Source organism: Fibrobacter sp. UWR3 (assembly GCF_900143055.1).
GTDB lineage: Bacteria > Fibrobacterota > Fibrobacteria > Fibrobacterales > Fibrobacteraceae > Fibrobacter.
In genome coordinates this window covers 73,511-98,002 of record NZ_FRCW01000009.1, presented here as the reverse complement: position 1 = coordinate 98,002, position 24,492 = coordinate 73,511, and the positions used below count along the sequence as shown (strand labels likewise).

15 protein-coding genes are annotated in these 24,492 nt (G+C 54.4%); 7 read left to right on the top strand and 8 right to left on the bottom strand.

The features are described 5' to 3' along the window. The first annotated feature begins 100 nt into the window (after nucleotides 1-100). Nucleotides 101-2,422, top strand: coding sequence for an NADP-dependent malic enzyme (locus tag BUA44_RS11950; protein ID WP_072812342.1), 2,322 nt, complete (start codon nucleotides 101-103; stop codon nucleotides 2,420-2,422). 213 nt (nucleotides 2,423-2,635) lie between these two features. Here the strand turns inward: BUA44_RS11950 and BUA44_RS11945 are convergent, their stop codons facing one another. Further along, a complete protein-coding gene (locus BUA44_RS11945) occupies nucleotides 2,636-4,741 on the bottom strand; it encodes a glycoside hydrolase family 5 protein (RefSeq protein WP_072812340.1) in 2,106 nt (701 codons plus the stop codon). Between the two features lie 458 nt (nucleotides 4,742-5,199). After that, entirely contained in the window at nucleotides 5,200-6,873 is a 1,674-nt protein-coding gene (locus tag BUA44_RS11940) for a glycoside hydrolase family 5 protein (RefSeq protein WP_255370554.1), read from the bottom strand. Between the two features lie 193 nt (nucleotides 6,874-7,066). On the opposite strand from BUA44_RS11940, the gene BUA44_RS11935 reads away from it, so the two are divergent. Together BUA44_RS11935 and BUA44_RS11930 are read left to right on the top strand one after the other, a co-directional pair. Continuing rightward, complete coding sequence (locus BUA44_RS11935; protein ID WP_072812337.1) at nucleotides 7,067-8,611, top strand: FISUMP domain-containing protein; 1,545 nt, start codon at nucleotides 7,067-7,069, stop codon at nucleotides 8,609-8,611. A gap of 9 nt (nucleotides 8,612-8,620) precedes the next feature. Beyond that, nucleotides 8,621-10,057, top strand: a complete 1,437-nt coding sequence (locus BUA44_RS11930; protein WP_083579609.1) for an FISUMP domain-containing protein — start codon at nucleotides 8,621-8,623, stop codon at nucleotides 10,055-10,057. Nucleotides 10,058-10,224: 167 nt separating this feature from the next. Here BUA44_RS11930 and polA read toward each other — a convergent pair whose 3' ends face one another. From polA to BUA44_RS11915, 3 genes are all read right to left on the bottom strand, one after another. After that, nucleotides 10,225-13,089 (bottom strand): DNA polymerase I, encoded by a 2,865-nt coding sequence (gene polA / locus BUA44_RS11925; RefSeq protein ID WP_072812332.1) that lies wholly within the window; start codon nucleotides 13,087-13,089, stop codon nucleotides 10,225-10,227. A gap of 26 nt (nucleotides 13,090-13,115) precedes the next feature. Continuing rightward, nucleotides 13,116-14,522, bottom strand: coding sequence for an AAA family ATPase (locus BUA44_RS11920; RefSeq protein WP_072812329.1), 1,407 nt, complete (start codon nucleotides 14,520-14,522; stop codon nucleotides 13,116-13,118). A gap of 596 nt (nucleotides 14,523-15,118) precedes the next feature. After that, nucleotides 15,119-16,054 carry a TM2 domain-containing protein gene (locus BUA44_RS11915; RefSeq protein ID WP_143151981.1) on the bottom strand — a complete coding sequence of 312 codons (936 nt, stop codon included), beginning with the start codon at nucleotides 16,052-16,054 and terminating at the stop codon, nucleotides 15,119-15,121. Nucleotides 16,055-16,125: 71 nt separating this feature from the next. Here BUA44_RS11915 and BUA44_RS11910 point away from each other — a divergent pair, with 71 nt between their 5' ends. The 4 genes from BUA44_RS11910 (at nucleotide 16,126) to BUA44_RS11895 (ending at nucleotide 21,036) form a co-directional block, all read left to right on the top strand. After that, nucleotides 16,126-16,827: an SIMPL domain-containing protein gene (locus BUA44_RS11910; RefSeq protein WP_072812324.1), complete on the top strand. Its 702-nt coding sequence runs from the start codon at nucleotides 16,126-16,128 to the stop codon at nucleotides 16,825-16,827. A gap of 108 nt (nucleotides 16,828-16,935) precedes the next feature. After that, entirely contained in the window at nucleotides 16,936-18,093 is a 1,158-nt protein-coding gene (locus BUA44_RS11905) for an FprA family A-type flavoprotein (protein WP_072812321.1), read from the top strand. 244 nt (nucleotides 18,094-18,337) lie between these two features. Further along, complete coding sequence (locus tag BUA44_RS11900) at nucleotides 18,338-20,116, top strand: pectate lyase family protein (protein WP_083579613.1); 1,779 nt, start codon at nucleotides 18,338-18,340, stop codon at nucleotides 20,114-20,116. A gap of 83 nt (nucleotides 20,117-20,199) precedes the next feature. After that, nucleotides 20,200-21,036 (top strand): fibrobacter succinogenes major paralogous domain-containing protein, encoded by an 837-nt coding sequence (locus BUA44_RS11895; RefSeq protein ID WP_072812316.1) that lies wholly within the window; start codon nucleotides 20,200-20,202, stop codon nucleotides 21,034-21,036. 14 nt (nucleotides 21,037-21,050) lie between these two features. On the opposite strand, the gene BUA44_RS11890 is transcribed toward BUA44_RS11895, so the two are convergent. The 3 genes from BUA44_RS11890 to BUA44_RS11880 all read right to left on the bottom strand — a co-directional run bounded on the left by BUA44_RS11890 (nucleotide 21,051) and on the right by BUA44_RS11880 (nucleotide 24,436). Then, nucleotides 21,051-22,817 (bottom strand): NAD(P)H-hydrate dehydratase, encoded by a 1,767-nt coding sequence (locus BUA44_RS11890; protein ID WP_255370553.1) that lies wholly within the window; start codon nucleotides 22,815-22,817, stop codon nucleotides 21,051-21,053. Nucleotides 22,818-22,832: 15 nt separating this feature from the next. Continuing rightward, complete coding sequence (locus BUA44_RS11885; protein WP_072812312.1) at nucleotides 22,833-23,132, bottom strand: hypothetical protein; 300 nt, start codon at nucleotides 23,130-23,132, stop codon at nucleotides 22,833-22,835. Between the two features lie 335 nt (nucleotides 23,133-23,467). After that, on the bottom strand, nucleotides 23,468-24,436 hold the full coding sequence (locus BUA44_RS11880; protein WP_072812309.1) for a hypothetical protein: 969 nt from the start codon (nucleotides 24,434-24,436) through the stop codon (nucleotides 23,468-23,470). Nucleotides 24,437-24,492 lie beyond the last annotated feature (56 nt).

Sequence of the window (24,492 nt, the reverse complement as noted above, 5' to 3'; positions counted from 1 at the left end):
TATATTTGCGCGCAAAAAATGAACGTCCGCGCGTCCAGATGCCCGAAATGGCATAAAAATGCCCAAAAACAAGGCTAGATGCTCGCGGAAAGGAGCCAAGATGAGCAAGGATTTGAAGGAACAGGCGCTCGAATACCATTCCATGGGCAAGCCCGGCAAGATCGAAATCGTGCCGACCAAGCCGCACAGCACGCAGACCGACCTTGGTCTTGCGTACACTCTGGGTGTAGCTGTTCCTTGCTTGGAAATTGAAAAGGATAACAACCTGGCCTACGAATACACGGGCAAGGGCAACCTGGTCGCGGTGATTTCTAACGGCACTGCGGTTCTCGGCCTCGGCGATATCGGCGCCCTCGCGGGCAAGCCGGTGATGGAAGGCAAGGCGCTCCTGTTCAAGATTTACGCGGGCATCGACGTATTTGACATCGAAATCAACGAGAAGGACCCGAAGAAGTTCATCGAAATCGTGAAGGGTATCGCCCCGACGTTCGGCGGCATCAACCTGGAAGATATCAAGGCTCCGGAATGCTTCGAGATCGAGAACACGCTGAAGGCGGAACTCGACATCCCCGTGATGCACGATGACCAGCACGGTACGGCCATCATTTCTTCGGCGGGCCTCCTGAATGCCATCGAGGTTGCGGGCAAGAGCATCCGCGACGTGAAGATGGTGGTGAACGGTGCCGGCGCTGCCGCCTGCGCCTGCACCCGCTTGTACCTGTCGCTCGGCCTCAGGAAAGAAAACCTGGTGATGTGCGACAGCAAGGGCGTTATCCGCAAGGACCGCAAGGGCCTTACCGAGGCGAAGGCGTTCTTTGCGACTGACCGCACCGACATCGAGACTCTTGAAGATGCCATGAAGGGCGCCGACGTGTTCGTTGGCCTCTCGAAGGGCAACATTCTGACCCGCGAGATGGTGCGCAGCATGGCCGACCAGCCGATTGTCTTCGCACTCGCGAACCCGACTCCCGAAATCAGCTATGAAGAGGCGATGGCGAGCCGTGGCGACCTGATTTTTGCGACGGGCCGCAGCGACTACCCGAACCAGGTGAACAACGTCATCGGTTTCCCGTACATTTTCCGCGGGGCGCTGGACGTGCGCGCGACCTGCATCAACGAGCACATGAAGCATGCGGCTGTGCGTGCGATTGCCGCTCTTGCGCACCAGCCGGTGCCCGACGTGGTGAACATTGCCTACAACGCGCAGCGCTTTACCTTCGGCAAGGAATACTTGATTCCGAAGCCGCTTGACCCGCGCCTGCTTACGGAAGTTTCTATCGCGGTGGCGAAGGCGGCCATCGAGAGCGGTGTGGCCCGCAAGCCGATTACCGACTGGGACGCTTACTACGACAGGCTCCGCGACATGATGGGCTACGACAACAAGCTTATCCGCCAGTTCAGCGATACCGCCCGCAGCAACCCGAAGCGCGTGGTGTTCGCCGAGAGCAACCTGAACATGCTCAAGGCTGCCGTGCAGGCAAAGGTGGAAGGCGTTGCACACCCGATTGTGCTCGGCAACCCGGAACGCATCCAGATTATCGCCCAGCGCGAACAGCTCGACCTTACGGGCATCAGGATTGTAAACCCGCGCTCGCCCGAGGAATTCGAACGCCGCCGCAAGTACGCGACGATTTACGCCGAGGAAAACGGCCGCAACGGCGTGACGCTCGACGAGGCCCGCGACGACATGTTCGAACCGAACCATTTTGGCATGATGATGGTCAAGACGGGCGATGCCGACGCGTTCATTACGGGCGGCTACTCCAAGTACAGCGAGACGATTGAACTTGCGAAGGAAATCATCGGCATCCGCGAGGAATACAAGCACTTCGGTGCAATGCATATCCTGAGCACGCGCAAGGGAACGTTCTTCCTGGCCGATACGCTCGTGAACCGCGACCCCGATGCCGAAACGCTCGTGGATGTCGTGAAGCTCACGCACGACGCGGTGCGGTTCTTCGCTCACGAACCGGTGATGGCGATGCTCAGCTACGCGAACTTCGGCAGTGACAAGGAAGCGGCCCGCGGTACGGCAAACAAGGCCCGCGATGCGGTGAAGATGATTCACGAGCAGTTCCCGGACTACATGATCGATGGCGAAATGCAGGTGAACGTGGCGCTCGACAAGCAGCTGCGCGATACCAAGTACCCGTTCAACAAGCTCAAGGGCCAGACGGTCAACACGCTTATCTTCCCGTGCCTCTCTTCTGCGAATACTACTTGCAAGATGCTTCTCGAGATGGGCGTGGGCGAGTCCATCGGTCCCGTGCAGATGGGCCTGAACAAGCCGGTGCATTTCACCGACTCCGACGCCTCCGTGCACGATATCTTCAACCTGACGGTCGCCGCCGTAATCGACGCGATTGTGCAGGAGAAGAAGGACGAGGAAAAGAGCCGCAAGAAATTCGACAAGATGTGGTAAGGACCGCGACGAACGAGCGGTCTCCGTGAACGGAAAAGGCCCGTGATAAACGGGCCTTTGCAGTGAGAGTGAGTGAGAAACCGTAGGTTCAGTTCCTGATACGACGAACGAGCGGTCTGAAAATATCCCCCGCGGCATTCGCTGCGGGGGATTTCCACACATCCCTCTTGGGGATTAGCCCGACAAGGACACTCCTGCCTTGCGGGCTTTATGTTACTTCAGGAGAACCTTCTGGGCGTAGCGCTGGCTGCCCTGCTTCACGATGAGCATTGCGGCCCCGCGGTAGTTGCTCTGCAGTTCGACGCTGTTCGCGCCCTTGCTTGCGTTGAAGTTCTTCTGGTCGATGACCTGGCCCATGAAGTTCATGAGCGTGGCGCTTGCCATGCCTGCGGTGGCGGCGCTGAACGAGGCGGTCACCGAGCTCGGACGTACGCTCACGAGCATCTTGCTGCTGGCGACGCGTGTGGGCTTGATGGCGTTCGCTCCGATGTCGCCTGTGCCGTTGAGGGCGACAACCTTGCCGGTGGCGGTGCCTTCGAGTCCGGGTTTCTTGTCGAAGTCATCGATGATTTCGGTAGAGCCGTCGGCCTTGATGCCCGCGATGTAGTCAAAAGTGATTGTGCCGGTGACCTGCGTACCATAGAGGTTCAGGCCGATGGCGTTTGCGGAGTTGAGGTCGGTCGGTTCGGTGCGGAACTCATCCCACTTGACCTGAATGGTCTGGAACTTGGTCGCATCGAGTTCCTGGTCGGCCTGTTCCAGCACGGGAGCGTCGAACCATGCCCAGCTGCCACCGGTCATCATGAAGAGGTCCATGGAGGTCCAGCCGTATTCACCGCAGCCATCGCCTGCACCGGTGCAGGGGCCTGCAGTTTCGACGGAACCTTTCAGACGGATTTCAATGCCCACGTACTGGGAAAGATCCTTCTTGGTGCCAGAAAGGTTGATACGGAGCGTGCCCACTTCGCTGGAGTCGGATGTTGCAGTCTTGTAGGTAACTTCGACACCCTTGCCGGAACCTTCGGGAACGTCGGGGTTCTGGTTGACGAGAGAATCAATGGAACCACCCGGAAGCGCAGCCTGGCCGTATGCTTCGCGCATGGCGTTCAAAGTTTCGACGTCGGTAATGTCGCCCACGTTGCCGCCGAACTTGTTCACCTGACGGCGGATGATGGTGAAGTTGCCATCGCCTTCGTCACCGGTGTCCCACACGCAAGGAACGAGACCGTTCTGCTTGGCTGCAGCGACTGTGTAGCCGTACCAGGCGGCACGAGCCTTCAGGTGCGCCTTCAGGTTGTCTCCTGTGAGGGAGAAACGCTTGACTGCGCCCATTTCGCCGATTACGACCGGAATGCCCTTGTCGTAGAAACGGCTCTTGAGACCGCTGAACAGTTCGTTGATAGACTTCTTGGAACCGAGGGCCGTGCCGGAGCAGGTGTGTGCCGCGTCGTTACCCGGAGTCTGGTCTTCCCAGTAGTAGAACATCTTGCCCCAGTCTTCGTCGCCACCAGTCATGAGCGAGAACTGATACGGGTAGAAGTGTACTTCGGCCATGGTGTAGCCGTCGCCAGCCGGGTCAGTCGGGTACATGGAGGCGAGGAGCGGAGACTTGTCGATTTCGGTACGCGGGGCCTGCACGACCACGATACGGGTGGCGTTGTTTCCGCCGGTAGAACGCACTGCCTTGATGCATGCTTCATGGAACTGCTTGAGAACCTTCATGCGGTTCTCGTCGAAGGCCCACTGGCCGTTGTCCGCACCGCCGTTCCATGGGTCGTTCACGCCGGGTTCGTTGGCGGATGCGAAAATCAGGTGTTCGTCGTAAGCGGCGAACTTGGTAGCGATCTGCTTCCAGTAAGATTCCTGCTTGGCGGCAACGGTTGCTGCAGAACTGTTCACGAGACCAGTTTTGTCGTAGCCTTCGCCGTCGAACACGTGGTCTTCGAGCCAACCGCCGTCCCAGTGGCTGTTCAAGATGGCGTACATGCCGTTGTTGATGACGAGATCGACGACGGTCTTTACAGAGTCAAGCCAGCCGGCATTAATTGTTCCGTTAGAGGCGTGGCTGTCCCAGGCGCAGGGAATACGAACGGTGTTGAAGCCGGCGTCCTTGATTGCCTTCACGTAAGCGGCATCCGGGAAGGGGTTGCCCCATCCTGTTGGACCACCTTGGTTGCCCGGCACTTCCATGGTGTTACCGATGTTGTAGCCGAGACCCATGTCGGGGTAAATCTCGGTCGCCTTGGGGAGGGCGAACGCAGCCGTGCTTGCGAGCGAGAGCGCGCCGAACACGAGACCAAACTTTCCGATACCAAACATTTTGACTCCTTATATGGTATGTGTGGGCATGACTTGCCCGGTTGTCTGTTTTCTATGAAATTAGATTCTGGGACACCGAAAATAAAGAAAAATGTGTTCCAGCGTGTTTTTTGCGGTGTAGAATACTCAACGGGGTACAACAGGGCCGATTTCGGGTTGTTTTTGCCGGTTTTACTGCTGTTTTTAGGCGTCTTTACATACCAAATGCATGAAAACACGCTTTTAGTATGTAAAAATGGCCGAAAATCGTGTGAAAAATCGACTTCTAGGCGTGTTTTTGCTGATTTTTGCCTGAAAAAGCCGGAAAAGTATGTAAACCGGAAAAAAAGAAACAACCCTTTACATACCGTGGGGTTGTTTTGCTATATGGTGGTATGTAAAGGGTGTTATTTTAAAGCTTGTAATGCGGCTTTTGGGGCCGCGCATCTGTTCGCACGCTATTGGCGCATCAGTTCGCGTTATTTCACCTGCACGCGGAGGGTCTGCGAGCCGCTGCGGGCAATGTACATGCCCTGACGGAGCCCGCGCAGGTCCATTTCGCTATGGCCGCTTGCGATTTCTGCGCTTGCCTCCCGCACCATGTTGCCGTTCAGGTCGAACAGGCGGATGGTGGCGTTCGAGCGGAGCATGCTTCCCTCGCGTACGAGATTCGCGTTAACGTGACTGCCCGCGAGAACGTCTGGCGTTATTCCCGTCCAGCCGCATTCCGGAATCATGGCATCGCAGGGGTAGATTTCCGTGCTGCTCGATGCCGGCGCGATTGCTGAACTGGAAACAGGCGCGATTGCGGAACTTGATGTGGGCGCGATTGCAGAACTTGATGCCGGCGGAACGACCGTGCTGCTGCTCGTAGCCGGGTTCTCGCTGCCGCCGGTAATGAAGTCTTCTACGTGCGTCACGCCCGTGTTCACATAGTTGCCGAGGTTGTACACGCTGCGCATCGCGTTGATGACGTCGGTTTCGAGCACCTTGCCCACAGGGCTGCTCTGGCGACGGATGTAGGCCATGTTGTCGTAGCCGGAATTGCTCTCGTTGCCCATGTCCCAGAGGATGGGGGTGAGCCCGTACTGCTTGGCCGCGCTCACCACGTCCTTGTGCCACTGCACGCGGCCCTGCTTGTGGAGGTTCAGGTCAGAACCGCTCAGTTCCGGAGAGCGCACGTTCGCGCCGAATTCGCCGACAATGACCGGGTAACCCTTGTCCACGTAGTTTGTCTTCATCTTGGCGAACTGTTCCTGCGGGTGGCCGATGCCTGCGATTTTGGAATCGATGGAACCTGCCCACGCGTTGTAGCCCGCGTTGCGCTTGGGTTCGCTCGCCTTCTGGTAATTACCGTAGTAGTACTGCGGCATGATGGGTTCGCTTGCGCCCCAGTCCTGCTGGCTAGTCATGAGCGTGTACTGGTACGGGTCGTAGTAATGCACCTCGAACATCAGGTAGCCTGTTACTTTGTCCTTAGGGAACGTGCTAACGGGAGCGTTCGCGACAGACTTGTCGATGTCGGTGTTGAGGCCCTGGATAATGAGCGTGCGGGTGGCGTTGTTCCCGCCGGTGGCGCGCACGGCGTCAATAAACGTCTGGTAGTAGTGCATCAGCGTGCTTACATGCTGGGCCGTCCAGGTGTTCACATTCGGGCCGGGCTCGTTCGCGCCCGCAAAAATCAGTCGTTCGTTGTAGTTCTTGAACTTGTTCGCAATCTGCGTCCAGTACGTCTTCATCTTGTTGTCGACGGTCGAGTTGACGCTCGTGCCGATGTTTGTCTGGAACCAGCCGCCTTCACCTTCGTGGTGGATGTTCAAAATCGTGTAGAGGCCCGCGCGCATCGCGTAGTCAACGACTGTCTTTACGGAATCGAGCCAGGTTTCGGTGACCTTGCCGCCGCTCGTGTGGCTATCCCATGCGCAGGGAATGCGCACCGTGTTGAAGCCTGCCGCTTTCACGGAGTCGAGCAGGGCCTGCGTGGGGAAGGGGTTGCCCCATGCGGTCGGGTTGTTCGGCACTTCCATCGAGTTGCCGATGTTGAACCCCATGCCCATGTTGGCTTGGACCTGCTTTGCAGTGGGGAGCGCCGCCGTTGCAGAGATTGCGCCCGCGATGGCGAAAATGGCTGTTTTTGCGAGAATTTGCTTCATTTGGATTCCTCTGAAAGTAACCCTAATAACACTACACGCCTCAAATGTATATTGAAAATGGCAGGAGTGCGCGAAAAATTGACTGCCCTGCCCAAATACTATTGAACGATTTACAACAAAGTGTAAATTTTTTGTTGCGAGAAGAGTTTTTATATTTCCAATAGGGTGTTTTTCTCGAAAAAGGCGGGCTAGGATGATTCATTTTGGTCGGACATTTTTTGCTGCTCTTGTATATGCGACGCTGTTTGCTTTGCTTGGTGCGTGCGGTGATAGCGGTACCGACAAAGAACTGGATTCCCCGTATACCGAAAAAAGAACGCTCGCGGGCTTTGTGCAGAAGGGCCCGTTCTCGAAGGGTTCGAAAATTTCCATACAGGAACTGGAGGCAACTACGCTCCTGCCGGTGGGGAATGTTTCCGAGGGCGGGGTGCTGAATGACGAGGGGACCTACTCCCTGGAATTCAGCGAATTCGAATCCCCGTATGCACTGCTTACGGCCGTGGGTACGTACCGCGATGAACTCACGGGTGAAAAATCAAAAGCGACGGTGACCTTGAATGCGCTGGTAGACCTTACTGCCCGCAAGTCGGCGAACGTGAACTTGCTTACGCACCTGGAATATTTGCGCGTACTCTACCTTGTAAGGGAAGAGGGCTTGACCGTCGCGGAAGCGAAAATGCAGGCGGAGCGAGAGGTGCTCAGGGCCTTTGGAATCAGTGGCGACTTTGCCCTGGCCGAAGACCTGAATATCTATAGCAATGGCGACGGAAATGCGGCACTGTTAGCGATAAGCGTGATTATGCTGGGTGGTCTGGAGAAGGATGGCGGATCCGGACTCCCGTTCGGCCTTGCAACGAAGAATGACGATGGCGAGGAAAACTCGAAACTTGCTGAGCGAATCACGGATTTTGCAGAAGACCTTGAAAAGGATGGCCTATGGAAAAACGGGCGCACCGCCGCAAATATGGCAGACTGGGCGGTGGAACAGGGCTTGAACGGCAAGTTCGATACGTTCCGTACGCAGGTCGTTTCTTACATAGATTCCTTCTGGTGGAAAATCTATGGGTTCGATGCGTGCGACTCAACGTTGGATGGGGCCGCATGGCTGAACGACAATCCCTACAGTGCAAATAGGGGTGTTTACTTTATATGCAAGAACGGCAAGTGGATCCCCGAAAGGAGGGGGGATGACAGTAAGGATTCTACGGACGTTAAGGACTCTGCGGGTGTTGCGGATACGGTACAGGTCAAGGACACGACAAGTGTTAAGGATACGACAGGTGTTACAGACACTACGGTTGTCAAGGATACGACAGAAAATAAGGATACGGTAAGCTTCGATTACGGCAAGCTGGTGGATGCCCGTGACGGACAGGCTTACCATACCATCAAAATAGGGATCCAGAACTGGATGGCCGATGATTTGAACTACGGAGAAAGCTCTGAATATTATTGGGACGATGCCAAGGAAGCTTGCCCTGCGGGTTGGCACTTGCCGAGCATGGAAGAATGGAATGAGCTGTTTAGGTCTGTAGGAGGATTGGAGGCATCGGACTTTGAAAGGTTTGGCATGACGCTGATTCCTCCCGGACAGTTGAAAACGCATTTCTGGACAAGTTCATTCTACTACAATTCTATAGAAGAAAAACTTTCGTATTACATGATATTTCAAAAAACGGGAGTGTCCATGGCGAGAACGCTGGGTAGCACGATGCACCTTTCTGTTCGCTGCGTCTAGGATGCCCCCATGTCCATGCCTTGCAATGATGCGACCATGAATACGGCGGTCCACTACAATGACATTGCGGTATATGTCTGCCAGAACGGGAACTGGATTCCGATGAGCAATGACGAATATGAAGACTTCAGCTGGACGGTAGGGGAAGAAAGCCAGGTCAAGTGGAGGGAAAATGCAATTCCGCGTCAATGCTTTGTGTACGAGAGCGGAGCCTGGCACGAACGAGATAGTTCCAATTGCCTGCTGGGATTTCGGGGCTGCACGGCAGCGCGCCAGGGTGCAGTGGAAAGATCGTCTAATAATGACATGTGGTACATGTGCGATAATTTCGTATGGAAAAATGTTGAGGACGAAACGGCGGACTCAATACTGCTGGGCACAGACTACGAGGAAGGCGAAGTCCTGAGATGCCCTGCGACGCGCCGCTACTGTGTGTTCCAGGATGGCAAGTGGCGCGAAGGCACCAGGATGGACAGCATCATGGTGTCATTGGGCGGAACGGCGTGCCTTGTGGAAGGCGATACATCCACAGTAAAGTACAACGATGAGTACTATGTTTGCAAAAAGCAAACCTGGGGTACCGTATTCAGGAGTTGGCAGTTGGCTCCGCAGATTTACAACGATACCTACGATGATCGTGACGAGTGTAACGCGACAGGGCTGTATGGCGACGGCTCGTTCCACGATGAGCATAACGGAGCTGCAGGCCGCGTCTACGTTTGCGAGAATGGCGGATTCCGGTTGCCCACGGAAAGGGAAATGCGATTGAATTTAGGCTGTACCAGTTATATCTACGGTAAGAAAATTACGGTGAACAATACGCATTTCGTGTGTGGCGAAGAGGGCTGGAAAATAGATTCGACCGCATGGGGATATGGCTCGTTCACGGATGCGCGCGACGGCAGGGTGTACAAGACAATTGACATCTGGGGCCAGACATGGATGGCTGAAAACCTGGACTACAGGGATTCGGTTGCAAAGCCCGAACTGGAAGGGAACCGCTGGTGCTACGGCAATGAGGCAGAACAGTGCGACGCTTACGGCTCTTTCTATTCCTGCGAATTGTCCAGCCAGGTATGCCCTGCGGGTTGGCATTTGCCGTCGATATCGGATTGGTTTGAGTTGTACAATTTTATAGTGCTTATGGGTGGTGACCCGCAGAGTGGTTTGCGGGCGAAGGATGGCTGGTTAGATTATTCAGACAATGTCAATAATGGAACGGATGTGTTGGGCTTTACGGCTCTCCCTGGCGGAATCATGTATGGAGAGAACTCGTATGGAAGCGCTACGCAGGAAGCATGGTTCTGGTATGCACAGGACTGCTCGCTGAACGAGTATGAAGCGTTGTATTTGTCTAGCGAGGAAACAAACTTTGTTTCTAGCTCCGTTTCGGGAGGCAAGATAACGGATGCGTATAGCGTCCGTTGCATAAAGGACGCGGAATAGGCGTAGGCTAGTTCGCGCGCTTGGTGAGCCGTAAGCGACTCGTATTAACGAGTCGTGTCGGCGACCTTTGGACACTTGCGCTTTAGCGCTTAGTGTACATGGCCACCTTTAGGTGGGAGTGAGGCGAAGCCGGAGAAGCCTTACGGGAGTGTGAGCCGAACGGTCGCTTAGTGCGCTTCGAGCCAGTTCTCGCCGAAGCCGACGCTTGCAACGAGCGGAACCTTGAGCTGCATGGCGCCTTCCATCTCGGATTTCACCATCTGGGCCATCGCCTCTACCTGGTCGCGGGGGCATTCGAACACGAGTTCGTCGTGCACCTGCAACATCATGCGGAGCGGGAGGTTCTCGGCGTTGATGCGCTTCTGGATGCGAATCATCGCAATCTTGATGAGGTCGGCGGCGGAGCCTTGGACGGGAGTATTCACGGCCATGCGCTCGGCCATCTGCGATTCCATGCGGTCGCTGCTGTCGATACCTGCAATGTAACGGCGGCGGCCCGAAAGCGTTTCTACGTAGCCGTCGCGGTGGGCGGCCGCCTTGGTATCTTCAATAAACTGCTGTACACCCTGGTACATCCCGAAGTAACCGTCGATAAAATCCCTTGCCTGCGACATCGGGATTTTTAGGTCGCGGGCAAGGCGGAAGGCCGTCATCCCGTAGAGCACGCCGAAATTCACGACTTTTGCATCGCGCCTCATGTCGCTCGTGACGGCATTTAGGTCAACTCCGTAAATCGCGGCGGCGGTGCGGGCGTGAATGTCTATGCCTTCCTTGTAACTTTCGATGAGTGCTTCGTCTCCGCTCAGGTGCGCAAGCATTCTGAGTTCAATCTGCGAGTAGTCCACCGCAAGAATTACGTTGTCCTTACTCTGCGGGATAAATGCTGCGCGAATCTTCTTACCCAAGTCGCTACGCACGGGAATGTTCTGCAGGTTCGGATCGCGGCTCGAAAGGCGGCCTGTCGCGGTACCCCACTGGATAAAGCTCGTGTGGATGCGGTGCGTGTCCGGATTGATGAGCGTCGGGAGCACCGAGATGTAGGTGCTCTGCATTTTCTTGAGCTCGCGGTACTCGATGACGGCAAAGACAATCGGGTGCGGCGCCTTGTAGCTGAGTTCTTCGAGAACCACGGCGTCGGTACTGCGCTTCTTGATTTCGGGGAGTCCGAGCGTATCGAAAAGCACGTCGCCCAGCTGCTTTGGACTTCCGATGTTGAACTCGACACCGGCCATGTCGCAAATTTCTTTCTCCAGATTTTCGATGCGGCGGGCCAGTTCCTGCTCCAGCGTCTTGAGGGCCGGAACATCGATGGCGACACCCACGGATTCCATCTGGTACAGTACCTTCAAGAGCGGCATCTCCTGCGCGAAGAAATACTTCACGTAGTCGAGCTTTTCGAGTTCCTGCTTGAGCGGTTTCCAAAGGCGGAGCGTGTAGACTGCATCTTCGGCGCCGTATTCGGTGGCGTCCTTGATTGGCGCGCGGTTGAACGTAATCTGGTTTTTGCCGCGCCCGATAAGGTTCTCGATGGGAATCATCTCGTGCTGCAGGCGCTGCATCACCTGGTTGTCGAGCCCGAGGCCAGATTGCCCCGGCGAAAGCATCCAGGCGGCAATGAGCGTGTCGATGATGTTTGCGTTGTCGATAACGGATTGCGGAATCTTGAATGCGCGTGCGAGAACGTGCAAGTCGAATTTCGCGTTATGGAATACGAACGCGCGTTGAGATGTCGCGCCCGCGAAAAATTCCTTGAACCACTCCTTCGCCTTGTTGAAGTCGAAGTTGCCGCCCTTGCCCGCGGGGAGCGGGAACCCGATTTCGTCGGTGTGCGCAAGGGGAATGTAGTAGCCCTTCGCAACCTTGCCATCGCTGTCGGCGGAGGCGAGGCACATTCCCACGAGGCCGCACTGCATCGGGTCGAGGCCGTCTGTTTCGGTGTCTACGCCAATCAAAGACGATGCGGAAAATTCCGCCTTCATCTGCTCAAAGATTTCGTCGGTATCAACGCAAATATACGGGGGAGGAACGTCAACCGGGAATGCTGCCTGAATCGCGGCATCCCCGTTTAAGGTCCCTGAGCCGGTTGATGAGCCTGTCGAATTAGCCGAAGGGCCTTCCGCACCTTCTCCATCCCGCACGAATCCCGCCTTGCTCGGGACCTTCTCAAGCAGGCGAAGCAGACTGTTGATTTCGTGGTCCTTGAACATCTGCGCCAAGGTATCCACGTGCAGGCCGTTGTATTCGAGGGCGTCCAAGTTTCCGCTAAAGGCGCGCTTGGTCTGGAGCGTCACCAGTTCGCGGCTGAGGAATGCCTTTTCGCGGTTGTTCGCCAAATTGTCGTGCAAACCCTTCTTGGTAATCTTGTCGAGATTCGCATACAGGTTGTCCATGTCGCCGTAATCGTTCAGCAACTGGATGGCCGTCTTGGGCCCCACCTTCGGCACGCCGGGAACGTTGTCGCTTGTGTCACCCATGAGCGCCAGGTAGTCGCGGATTTTCTCCGGTGGGAGCCCGTATTTTTCGAGCACCTGTTCCGGACCGAAGTCAATGCCGTCGGCACCTTTTGTCAGGTGGAAAAGATGGATCTTGTCGGTTACGATTTGCGACATGTCCTTGTCTTTACTTAAAATCACCACATGGTCGAAGCCTGCTTCGACGGCGGCCGTGGCGGTACTTGCCATCACGTCGTCCGCCTCGTAGCCCGGCTCCGAAAGTAGCGGGATTCCGCTCGCTTCCAGACTTTCGCCCAATAGCGGCATCTGCGCCGCCATCTCTTCGGGCATGGGACCGCGATTGGCCTTGTAGTCCGGGTAAAGTTCGTGCCTGAAAGTTTTGGTGTGTGCCACGTCGCGCGCAATCGCAAAGTGCGTCGGCTTGTGCTGGGCCAAAATGCGGAGCACCGCACCCCAGTAACCGTGCATCATCGAGACCTCTTCGCCCTGGTTGTTTTTCAGCGGGTTCTGCGAATAGGCGTAAAACATGCGGAACGCGAGCGCGTAGGAGTCAAGCAAAAGTAGAGTTTTTTCAGACATGTTTTGAATGTAGAAAAAAGGAGGACTCAGAACAGGTCGTCGCCCTTGACTTCGGCCTGGGCAATGCCGCTGTACATATTGCGTTTTAGCCCGTAGGTGGTGATAAAGACCAGGTGCAACGCTTTTTTTGTCTTCGTTTCCGTCCTGAAGGTTTCCGCCTTGTTTCGAAGAATCAGGTCGTATTCCTTGTCAATCGCAAATTCGGACTGGGAAAACTTCATTTCGCACAGATCGATAATCCTGTCGCGGCGTTCGATGACCAGGTCAATTTGCGCGCCGGGTTCCCCCTTGCTGGACCACGACGACCTTTCGGTAAGGACTCCCGCGATGCCGAGTTTGTCCTTGATTTTGTCGATATGGTCCTTGCAGACCTGCTCGAAGGAATACCCGCACCACGCCCGTTTCGCCGGATTGTCCAGCGTATTCTGCCAGTAATTCTCGTCCTTGCCGTTCTGGTCTTTCAAAAACCGGAAGTAGAAAAGGGTGTAGTAGTCGGCGAGCTGGTAAGTCATCTGTTTCTTCTTGTTGCCGTAGTAGTTGTAGGGGCGAATGAATCCTGAATTGGAGAGGTTGTCGAGAATCTTTGTAAGCGTTCCGTTTTCGGGCAACTTTGTCGCTTCGGAAATTTCTTTCTTGGTGAGTCCCTTGTTCTTTTGGGAAAGCGCCTCCACGACCTTGACGTGCGCGTCCGCATTTTTGAACAAAGTTGCGTAAAGGTTATTGAACTCGTTCCAGAGCTTTCCGTGCGGCTTGAAAAACAGCTCGTCGATGTTCTGCGCCAGGGACAGTTCCTTTTGCAAGTGGCTCAGGTAGAAGGGGATTCCTCCCATGACCATATAGAGCTGGATGATGTCGTAACGGCTCCAGACGATACCCTTGTCCTTCAGGAACTCTTCGGTCTCTCCCAGGGTGAACGGTTCAAGGAAAATGCGGCCAGTGGCGCGGTTGTAAAGCCCGCCGACATTGTTCAAGATGTTGTCCGTAAGCCATGTGGTTGCCGAACCGCATACAATCAGCAAAATGTTGTTGTCCCAGGCGGCGTAGCCGTTCCAAAAGACTTCGAACGCTCTCAAGAAGTCGGATTTCTGGGAATCCATCCACGGCATTTCGTCAAGGAACACGACCAGCTTTTCGCCGGTATTCTTTTTTTCTAGCCCCGCCTGCAAAAGCGAAAACGCGTCAAGCCAAGTCCTGGGAACTCGCGACTCGCCGAAGTATTTCTGCAGGGCGAGTCCGAAGTTGGCAAGCTGCATTTCCTTGCTGCCGTTGCAAATGCCCGTCACCTGAAAGTCGAAAGTGTTGTCGAAGTATTCCCGAATCAGGTATGTCTTGCCCACGCGGCGGCGGCCATAGACCACGACAAAATCGGAGCGCTTGGATTCAACGAACCGGTCAAGTCTGAGGATTTCCTTTTTTCTGCCGACAATGTGCATTTAAGCCCCCTGTTTTCAGATTTCTTGTCTAAATATATAAAAATGTTCGACTTTTAGATTAAATGTGTGATATTTTTAGTCTAAATCTTATAAATTATTATAGATTTAGACTAAAAATCGCTTGTTTTACGTCAAAATCGGGCCTTTGGCTAAAAACGAAGCTGAAAGTGGGGCCTAAAGGTATATTGATAAATGGCGGAGAGTTGCCGTAGGTCGACTACAATAAAAATGGCACAAGCCTTACCTTGCGCCATTTGAGAAGTATGTATGCCGAAAAATAAAGCTTTCGTCTTTTTTTTTTTGTTAAGTGGAGCTCAACGGAAATCGGGGACGATTCTGCGACAATGTTTGACCTGACTTTTAGCTATGCGTCACTCAATTATACAGACCGGAATATGGGAGTATCAGTCCGTTGCGTGAAAAATTAGCCGAGAAACGTGTAAAGTCAGGAACACATCGGAGCCTGTGCCAAGGTTTATCGTATTTAGGATAAATATTTTTACTGAAATATAGATTTGTGCTGGGCCAAAATGCGGAGCACCGCACCCCAGTAGCCGTGCATCATCGAAACCTTTTGAATGTAGAAATTTAACCCGTTATTCCTGGTTGACGCATTCAGAATTCGGAGTCAAGATGTAAAGCTTTGGGAATGCTTCCTTGCAGTTTTCGTCTTGGGGAGCAGAGGTGTACCAAGTGAGCTTGCCGTCTTGAATGGAAGTCGTGTAAAGCCACGTTGAATTCCTGGAACAACCAAACATGCTTTTGTATGTGACGCCGATACCTGCGCCCAGGTCCTGTATCTGGAAATACATGGAAGCCGTCGTATCTGCAAAGCCAATTTCTTTAAAGCGGCCGAGTTTATTCTCCGATTTAAAGAATTGTTCCTGCTTTAGTATGTAAGTCTCGATGACGGCGGCGATGCTTTCGCTGTCACTTTTGCTTTTTTCCTTGATGCTTTTTTCTCTCAAGTCCTTGTTGTAGGATTCAATGTTTAGGAATCCGGATTTGGCATGTCCGACAAAGCTAATTGATGTGTAAGCCGCACTGAAGACGATGCTCAAAATGGTGATGACCGTCATCCACTTGGCGCCTGTGTAATTGAAGCCTTTTTTGGTGTTCGTGTATTTCCCGTGTGCGATTTTCCATGCGTCAATATAGGTGAGTACGGAGACTGCAATGGACGTAAAGTACATGATGAAGTGTACTGCGACCGGGAAATATATTTCGAAGGGACTTAAAACTCCCACCCAAAAGCTGAATGCAACTCCGCCAAAAATGAAGTACAACCATCCTCGTAAGGATCTCCCGCTCATAAAGCAGTGTACGCCCGCTTCTCCTAGAATGATGCTCATCCAGAAAATAAGCGTTCCTTTGCGGGGCTTGCCGTCATCTTCGGATTCTGCCGTTTCGGAGAATTCCGAACTTTCGTAAACTTCTTCCGTTTCCTTGTTTCTTTTGGGGTTGGGGGCGTCGCACCACAGGCACTGGGGCATGTCGTCTTCGTATTTTCTGCCGCATTTAGGACAAATCATCTTGTTTTCCTTTTTTACTTTGGTAATATATAAAATTTTGTATATTGACTTAAAGAAAAAAGGAGTTGAATATGCAATCAAGAGTTAAAGAGACTGTCATTCTGGCAGTGGCCATTTTGTGCCTGGGTGCATTTTTCTATCGCGCGCAAATCGATGTCAAGGACCGCGACCGCGTGGTGTTCGTGCGCGGCCTTGCTGAACGCGAAGTACCGGCTGATTTCGTGATTTGGCCGATCGTTTACAAAGAAGTGGGCAACGACCTTGCGGAACTTTCTGCAACGCTACAGTCCAAGACGCAGATACTTGAAAAGTTCCTGCTCGAAAACGGCGTTAAAAAAGAAAACATTACTTACTCGACCCCGGCCATAGTCGATGCCGATGGCGAACTGTACAGCGGCGGTAAACATAATTACCGCTATGTGGCAACCGTGGTTGCAACTGTTGCGACAAACGATGTGGCCCTTGTCCGCAAGACCATGGAAAAGCAGGGCGAACTCCTGAAACATGGAATAGCCTTTAGCGGTAGCGATTACCAGTACCGCACCATTTATAGCTTTAACGGCCTCAACGAAATCAAGCCTGCCATGATTGACGAAGCGACTAAGAACGCGCGCACCGCTGCCGAAAAATTTGCCAAGGATTCCGACAGCAAGCTTGGCAAAATCAAGACGGCTACGCAGGGCGTGTTCTCCATTGAAAACCGCGACGAAAATACGCCGTACATCAAGAAAGTCCGCGTCGTGACGAACGTGCAGTATTTCTTGGAAGATTAGGAAAAGATGACACCCAGCACCCTCTATCAAGCAAAATAGCGAAAAAAAGTGAGGGCAAAATTGGCGGTCGGTGTTTTTTTCTAAATTTCAAAAAAAATAGGAGTCGGTATGAAGAACTTTAGCGAAAATATCAAGTACATCGGAGTCGATGACCGCGACTTGGATTTGTTTGAAGGCCAGTACGTGGTGCCCGAGGGCATGGCGTACAATTCGTACGTGATTGTGGACGAAAAGATTGCCGTGACGGACACGGTGGATGCCCACAAGGTGGGCGAGTGGCTTGCCAATCTGGACGCTGCTCTCGCTGGCCGCAAGCCGGATTACCTGGTGATTCACCACTTGGAACCGGACCACGCCGGCGGTATCGCTGATTTCGTGGCGAAGTACCCGGAGGCGACGCTCGTGGCGTCTGCGAAGGCTTTCGCGCTCTTGCCGCAGTTCATGGCTCTCCCTGAATCGGTCAAGAAGCAGACCGTGAAGGAAGGCGAGACGCTTTCGCTCGGTGCGCACACCTTGCAGTTTATCGGTGCCCCGATGGTGCACTGGCCCGAAGTCCTATTCAGCTACGAGCAGAGCGAAAAGGTCTTGCTCTCGGCCGATGCGTTCGGCAAGTTCGGCGTGTACGATGCCGACCCGGATGACTGGGCCTGCGAAGCCCGCCGTTACTACTTCAACATCGTGGGCAAGTACGGCAACCAGGTGCAGGCGGTTCTCAAGAAGGCTGCCACGCTCGACATCAAGACGATTTGCCCGCTGCATGGCCCGGTGCTCACCGAAAACCTCGGCTACTACATCGACAAGTACAACACCTGGAGCAGCTACGCTCCCGAAGACAAGGGCGTGCTCGTGGCTTACGCCTCGATTTACGGCGGAACCAAGAAGGCCGCGGAATTGCTCGGCGAAAAGCTCAAGGCCGCCGGTGTCGAGAAGGTGGTAGTCTCTGACCTTGCCCGCAGCGACATGGCCGAAGTCATCGAAGACGCCTTCCGCTACGACCGCATGGTGGTGGCTGCCCCCACGTACGACGCGGGCCTTTTCCCGGTGATGGAAGACTTCTTGAATCACTTGAAGGCCAAGAACTACAGTAACCGCAAGGTGGGCATCGTGGAAAACGGCACGTGGGCTCCGATGGCCGCCAAGAAGATGACTGAAATTCTCGCTACGCTCAAGAACGTGACGCTTGCCGAAACGGTGGTGACGGTGAAGTCGACGCTCAGCGCCGAATCCGAAGCGGCGATGGACAAACTCGTTCAAGAACTTGTGTAGGCGCGTGTTTTCTCGGGTGCCCGACCTGTTGTAATTGTAAAATAAATTTTTGAGAACATTTTAAGAATGGCGAATTTCTTTTGATTTCGCCATTTTTGTTTGTTTTGTGGCTAATTACGGGTGAAAGAGCGGCAAAATGTTAAAATTTCCTATTGACTTTTTCCTTTTTTGAATATAAATTTTGAGAAAAATTTTGAGAACAATGCGGGCGGGTTGTCCGCGACTCAAAAAAAGGATGGATGTTATGGGTTGTAATTCGTTGAAAATGTCGCTCTCGGCGCTGCTTGTGTGCGGGGCGACGGTTGTCGGTACGGCGACTTCCGCGTTCGCGGTCACTTCGCCGGACTTCCCGATGGCGGGATTTGCCACGCAGAATGGCGGCACCACGGGCGGCAAGGGATATTCCGAGGTCACGGTGGACAACGTGAGTGACCTTAAGAGCTACGCCAAGGCGGGCAACAAGATTATTTACGTGAAGCCGGGTACATACATGGGTCCGGTGGAAGTCGGTAGCAACGTGACGATTTACGGTTACCAGGGCGCCATCATCGCACAGCCCAGCTCGGGTAGCGCCATGAAGCTGAGCGGCTCGAAGAACGTCATCATCCGCAACCTGAAATTCAAGGGCGTGGGCGCGCATGACGACGACGACGAGGATTGCCTCCAGGTGAATCACGAATCGAAGAACGTGTGGATTGACCACGTAGACGTGTATGACGGTCACGATGGCAACCTGGACATTACCAACGCCTCGGACTACGTGACGATTTCGTGGACCAAGTTCAGTTACACTTCGGCATCGACCGGCCACCAGTTCAGCAACCTGATTGGTAACAGCAAGACAAAGACGAGCGACCGCGGGCACCTGAACGTGACGATTCACCATACGTGGTGGGCGGACGGCGTGGTGGAACGCATGCCGCGCGTGCGCTTTGGCAAGGTGCATGTGGCGAACAACCTTTTCGACAGCAAGGACGCGAGCTACTGCGTGCGTGCGGCCATCGAGGCGGACATCCGCATCGAAAGGAACGTGTTCATTGGCGTGCAGAAGGCGCTTGACCTCTACACGAGCGATGGCGCTATCACGGCGGCGCAGATGATCGAAAATTACGAAGAGAACGTGAAGAAGCCGCAAGCCGGTACGGGCACGGCGTTCAAGCCGAGCTATTCCATGAGCCTTACCGACGTGAGCACGCAGGCGAAGGCGTATGCCCTGCGCGATTCCATTAAGTTGTATGCAGGTGCTACACTCCCGGATCCGGGCAGCAGTCCTGTGGTGACTCCGGCAAGTTCGAGCTCGGCCAAGTCTAGCAGCAGCATTGCGTCCAGTTCTTCACAGGCGAAGTCCAGCAGCAGCGTTGTGCCTGCATCGAGTTCTTCTGCAAAGTCCAGCTCGTCGCAGACGCCTGTCGCGGGCGAGGCTAGCCTTACCAAGCACGGCTCGGGCAGCACCACGCAGACGGTTGCCGCAGGCGAATCGATTGCGGAATTCTACTACACGATCGCGGGCGCGACGGGTGCCACGGTGACGGGCCTTCCGGATGGCGTGTCGGGTACGCTCAAGGGTTCTGACTTCTACATTTCGGGAACGGTCTCTGCGACGGTGGCGCCGGGTGCGTACAAGTTCACCGTTACTACGACGGGCGCTACGACGAATGCCTCGAAGAGCGGGACCATTACCGTGACGGGGAACGGCACGGCGCCTGCATCGAGTTCCTCTGCAAAGTCCAGCAGTAGCGTCACACCGCAGTCGAGCGATAGCGAGACAGACGTGTCCAGCAGCAGCGAGGCTTCCGATGCAATTCGCGGAACAGATTTTGCCCTGCAGTTCACGGTCTCTACCGCAGGTCGCCTGTTGCAAGTCCAGAATGCAGCGGGCAATACGATGGCGATTTTCGACATGCAGGGCCGCCTGCTCTTGACAAAACGCATAGCGACTTCCGTCGAGTCGGCGCTACTCCCGCATACGGGAACGTTTATACTGAAAATCGGCCCGCGCGCCATGCGCGTGAATGCCCGCTAAACGAAAAATTTCTCCTCCAAAATACCGGCGTCCGCGTAACAGCGGGCGCTTTTTATTACATTGTGTAAAAAGGGAGAACCGCTATGAAATGGAGAATTTTTGCCCTGGCTGCATTATTGTGTCTGGCCGCCTGCGGCGATGACGACAGCGATTTTGCGACACGTCCGGACGGGAAGGAATCGTCGTCTAGCGGGGCTTCTTCTTCGAGCATCTCGCCGAAATCGAGCGATAGCAAGACAAAAAACGATGGCAGCGAGTATGATGCGGATAATAATACCCTTACGGATTTTCGCGACGGTCAAATTTACAAGACTGTAACCATCGGTGACCAAGTATGGATGGCGGAAAATCTGAATTACGCATATACTGACGTCCCCTATAAAAACACCTATAGGGATACCCTCTATACCTCCGATTCCACTAGTTGGTGCTATGGCAATGACCCAGCCAACTGTTTCAAGTATGGTCGTCTTTATACGTGGGCAGCCGCGATGGACAGCGTAGGCGAGTGGGGTACGAATGGCAAGGGGTGCGGCTATAATGTGACATGTACACTGACTTATCCGGTGCGCGGCATTTGTCCCGAAGGTTGGCATTTGCCAGATACAACGGAATGGAATACGTTGTTTGTTGCAGTCGGGGACCAATCGACGCCGTGCGAGATACTCAAGTCTACGAGCGGCTGGGACGATGGCGGCAACGGTACGGACGCCTATTCTTTCTCGGCGTTGCCTGCTGGCAACAGGGGCTACAGTGAGGATTTCTACAATGCGGGCTACGATGCATCTTTCTGGAGTTCTACTGAATTCCTTAGCTACGGTGCGTACCTCATGAGCTTGTACCACTACAACGACGTCAATGCGGACGTGGGCTCCAGCGACAAGTACAGCGGTTTTTCTGTCCGTTGCCTCAAGGATTAGTTCTAAGGATAAATTTATCGACCGAATGCTTGCGACAGTGCGTCGATGACATCGCTTGGGAGCATGCTGAATGCTCCCATTTTTGTGCGGGCTATGCGACCCGCTTTTTGGTGCAGTAACGCACCGAGCACGGCGGCTTCGCAGGTGGGCAAGCCTTGTGCGAGCAGAGCCGTGATGATGCCGGTAAGCACGTCGCCCGAGCCGCCCTTGGCGAGGCCCGAGTTGTGTGCGGGCGCGATGAACACGCGTCCGTCGGGAACGGCGACGAAGGTGGGCGCTCCCTTCAGGAGAATGACCTTTTTCGTGTTGCGGGCGATGTCACGAAGTAGTTTGGGTATGTCGATATCGTTTGTCGGGAGCGCTCCGAAAAGCCTTTCGAATTCCCGGCGGTGCGGCGTGAGGATTGCCGCAGTTTCGATGCTGTGAAGGTAAGATGCCGCGCCCGAAGTGGGGCTTGCGGATGTCTTGTTGTGTGTGGCGATGGCGTTCAGCGCGTCGGCGTCGATGACCAGCGGGCAGTTGAGCTGCGGGAGTATTTCGATTACGGCGTCGCGCGTGCATTCGGCGCTCCCTAGCCCCGGCCCGATGGCGAGTGCCTGGTTGTGCTTCGCTTTCTCGAGAATTTGCGGGATGTGCGCGGGCGAGAGTGCTGTGGCGCGGTCGTCCGTGGAATCCGCATCTTGACCTGCGATATCTTGCAGGTTCACGAATACGGGTTCCGAGAGTTTCGCTTGCAGTACGGGCATCACGGCTTCGGGGCTCGCGAGGGTCACGAGGCCGGCGCCGCTCCGGAGGGCGGCCTGCGTGCAGAGCGCGGCGGCTCCCGGCATATCGCCCGAACCTGCTACAATCATGGCGCAGCCATGTTTGCATTTGTCGCCCCAGTCGTCGCGCTCGGGCAACATTTGCGGGATGAGCGATTCGGTGGCGAGGAACGTGTTTTCGTTGAACTGCTCGACGATGCCTGCGGGGTAGCCGAGCGGCGCGACCGAGGCTTCCCCGAATGCGGGCCCGCCTTCGCGCGTGTATGCATCCAGCCGCGGGAACCCGAACATCAGGGTTTCAAGTGCGTGTATGCAGGGTTCGCGACGCACGTGTTCCTGGGAGTCGTATCCGGTAGGGGCGTCGGCCGCGACAACCGCGACCTTCGACGCGGCAATGTCGCGGACCGCGGCTGCGTACAGTTCCCGCAGTTCGCCGTGCGCTCCGTTCCCGAGCATGCAATCTATGGCCAGCGTGAAGCCCGCGAATCTTGGAGCCTGCGGTAAACTTTCCGGCGCAGTTTCAGCCCGCGCCAAACCTTCCGACGCAGTTTCTGCCTGCGATAAACTGTCATCGGCCGGCGAATAGGCAATCAACCTTCCGCCCGCCTGCGAAAAATCCTCTAAAGCCATCTTGGCTTCGTTCTGGAACTTGCTTGCGGCGGCAAGCGAATACGTTGTGCAGGGGATTCCCGCTTCGATAAGCAACTTCGCAAGTACGAGCCCGTCACCCCCGTTGTTGCCCCCGCCGACAAACACCGCCACCGATCGCGGTGCATTCCCGGCCCCGCGATAAGCATCTAAAACCTCGACCACCTTCTTGAACAGCGCGGCTCCCGCCTGTTTCATCAGTTCATAACCGGCCTCAATCGCCGCGCGCGTCTCACCTTCAATTGGGGCGTCTGTCTGGCGAACGTCCTTGGCGAGCGCTTCCTTGGCCGCCTTGTCAAGTGCACGCATCCCCTCGGTCGAGAGGACGGGCATGAGTTCCGTAAAGCTGAACTGGTCGAGGAGTTTCATACCTTGAATATAAATTTATACAGCGGCCTTTGACAAGACCTCGATGGCGTATTCGCTGTACTTGACGCCGCCTTTTGCTGCATTGCGCTTCAGCCCTTCAATGACCCAAGTCGGCAAACGGAAAGATGCCATCTTCGTTGCTTCGCGGGCCTTGCGGGCCTTGATTTCCTTTACGGTTTCTTCCCAGGGGCCGTTGCTGACGATCGTTGTGCCATCTTCCAAACCCTTGCGGAATTCCTCTGCAAAATCGTGCTCGTTAAAATAGCGGAGTTCTTCTTCCGTCATGTCGGGCTTTTCCATTACCTTGAATGCCATAGATTTTGCTCGTCTTTGTGTGCACGCCTTGCCGTGACGACTGTGTACAGGTCTTTTTCTAATACGACTATCCATATATCTCCGTCAATTTTTCAAATGTGTGTTTTATGATTTTCATAATTAATATACAAATTGTATTACAAATTGTCAATACGCTAAATAACTTTAAAATTATGCCAAAATACAATTATAAGTGCTTGCTTCTAAGAAAAAGTTTTATTGGCTCCCTCGTATTTGATGTCGCTTTTGTACTGCTCACGATCAAATATAAATAACAGAATGTCAAAACATGACATTCATAAAAAATGCAGTTGCCCAATATTTGCGTGATTGCGCTAGAACAAATCCAGAGAACTGTCCAGGTAGATTTCTTCGCGCACTTTTAACTGGTGCTCGGGCTTGGTCATGTAGTAAAGCAGAAATTCCAGAATGAGCGCGCTGCCGAGGCTGCGGCCTTCGATTTTGAAGTGCCTGAATCCCGCGGGCGCGTACACGTTCCGGATGTCGTCAATTCCGATGAATCCCGGGTTCTTCATCGCGTCGGAGAATCGGTAGCCCCTCTGGGCGGTGGGCGAAACGCAAACGTGGTCTTCGCAGTTTTCGCCGAGGCTCTTGCGGCTTACGTTCTCGTAGCAGGCCTTGCGGTCGTGACAGCCGAACCAGCAGCATTCATTGCACAGGAACTCGACCTTCTGCTTTTGCGCGTCCGTAAGCGTGCTCAGTTTGTCAATTTGCCTGTTGAGTCGAAAATCCGGAACAACGTAACGGAATTCGTCGCGGTTCAGCTCGGCGACAAACTGCCCGAAGTCCGTAATCACCTTCGTGGTGGAAGATATGAAATAGAATCCGGGGTACTTCGCTCTGATGTAATCGAGCAGAAGGTCCGAGTGGACGATGATGCCCGCACCGTCCAAACCTACATCGAACTCGGCGCCGTTCAAACCCGCACCGTTTCCAGCGCCGTTCCTCCCATCTACAAGCCCAGTATCCGCGCTCTCGAACATCTTGCACAATGCGTTGCACTCTACATCGGCCAGATGCTCTTCGCGAATCAATGAATTGCTGAAGGTGAGCCGAGCCGAAATCCCGTATTCCTTCACGAGTGCGGCAACCTTTTCTGGCTCGGCATCCCCGAAACCGACGCGCCCGCCGCCCCAGAGGCAGCCGCTGGGTGCCCCGTAGATGGAGCCGATTTCACACCAGTCGTAAAAGTATTCCCGGTGGTCGCGCCATAGCGGCAAGAAGGCCTTGTACAGGTCGTAGAACTCGAACAGTCCGGGAATGTGATAGAAGACTTTTTCCAAGGGGTGTACCGTTGCTTGCGACGAAAATACAAACTGTACTGAAAAATGTCAACACG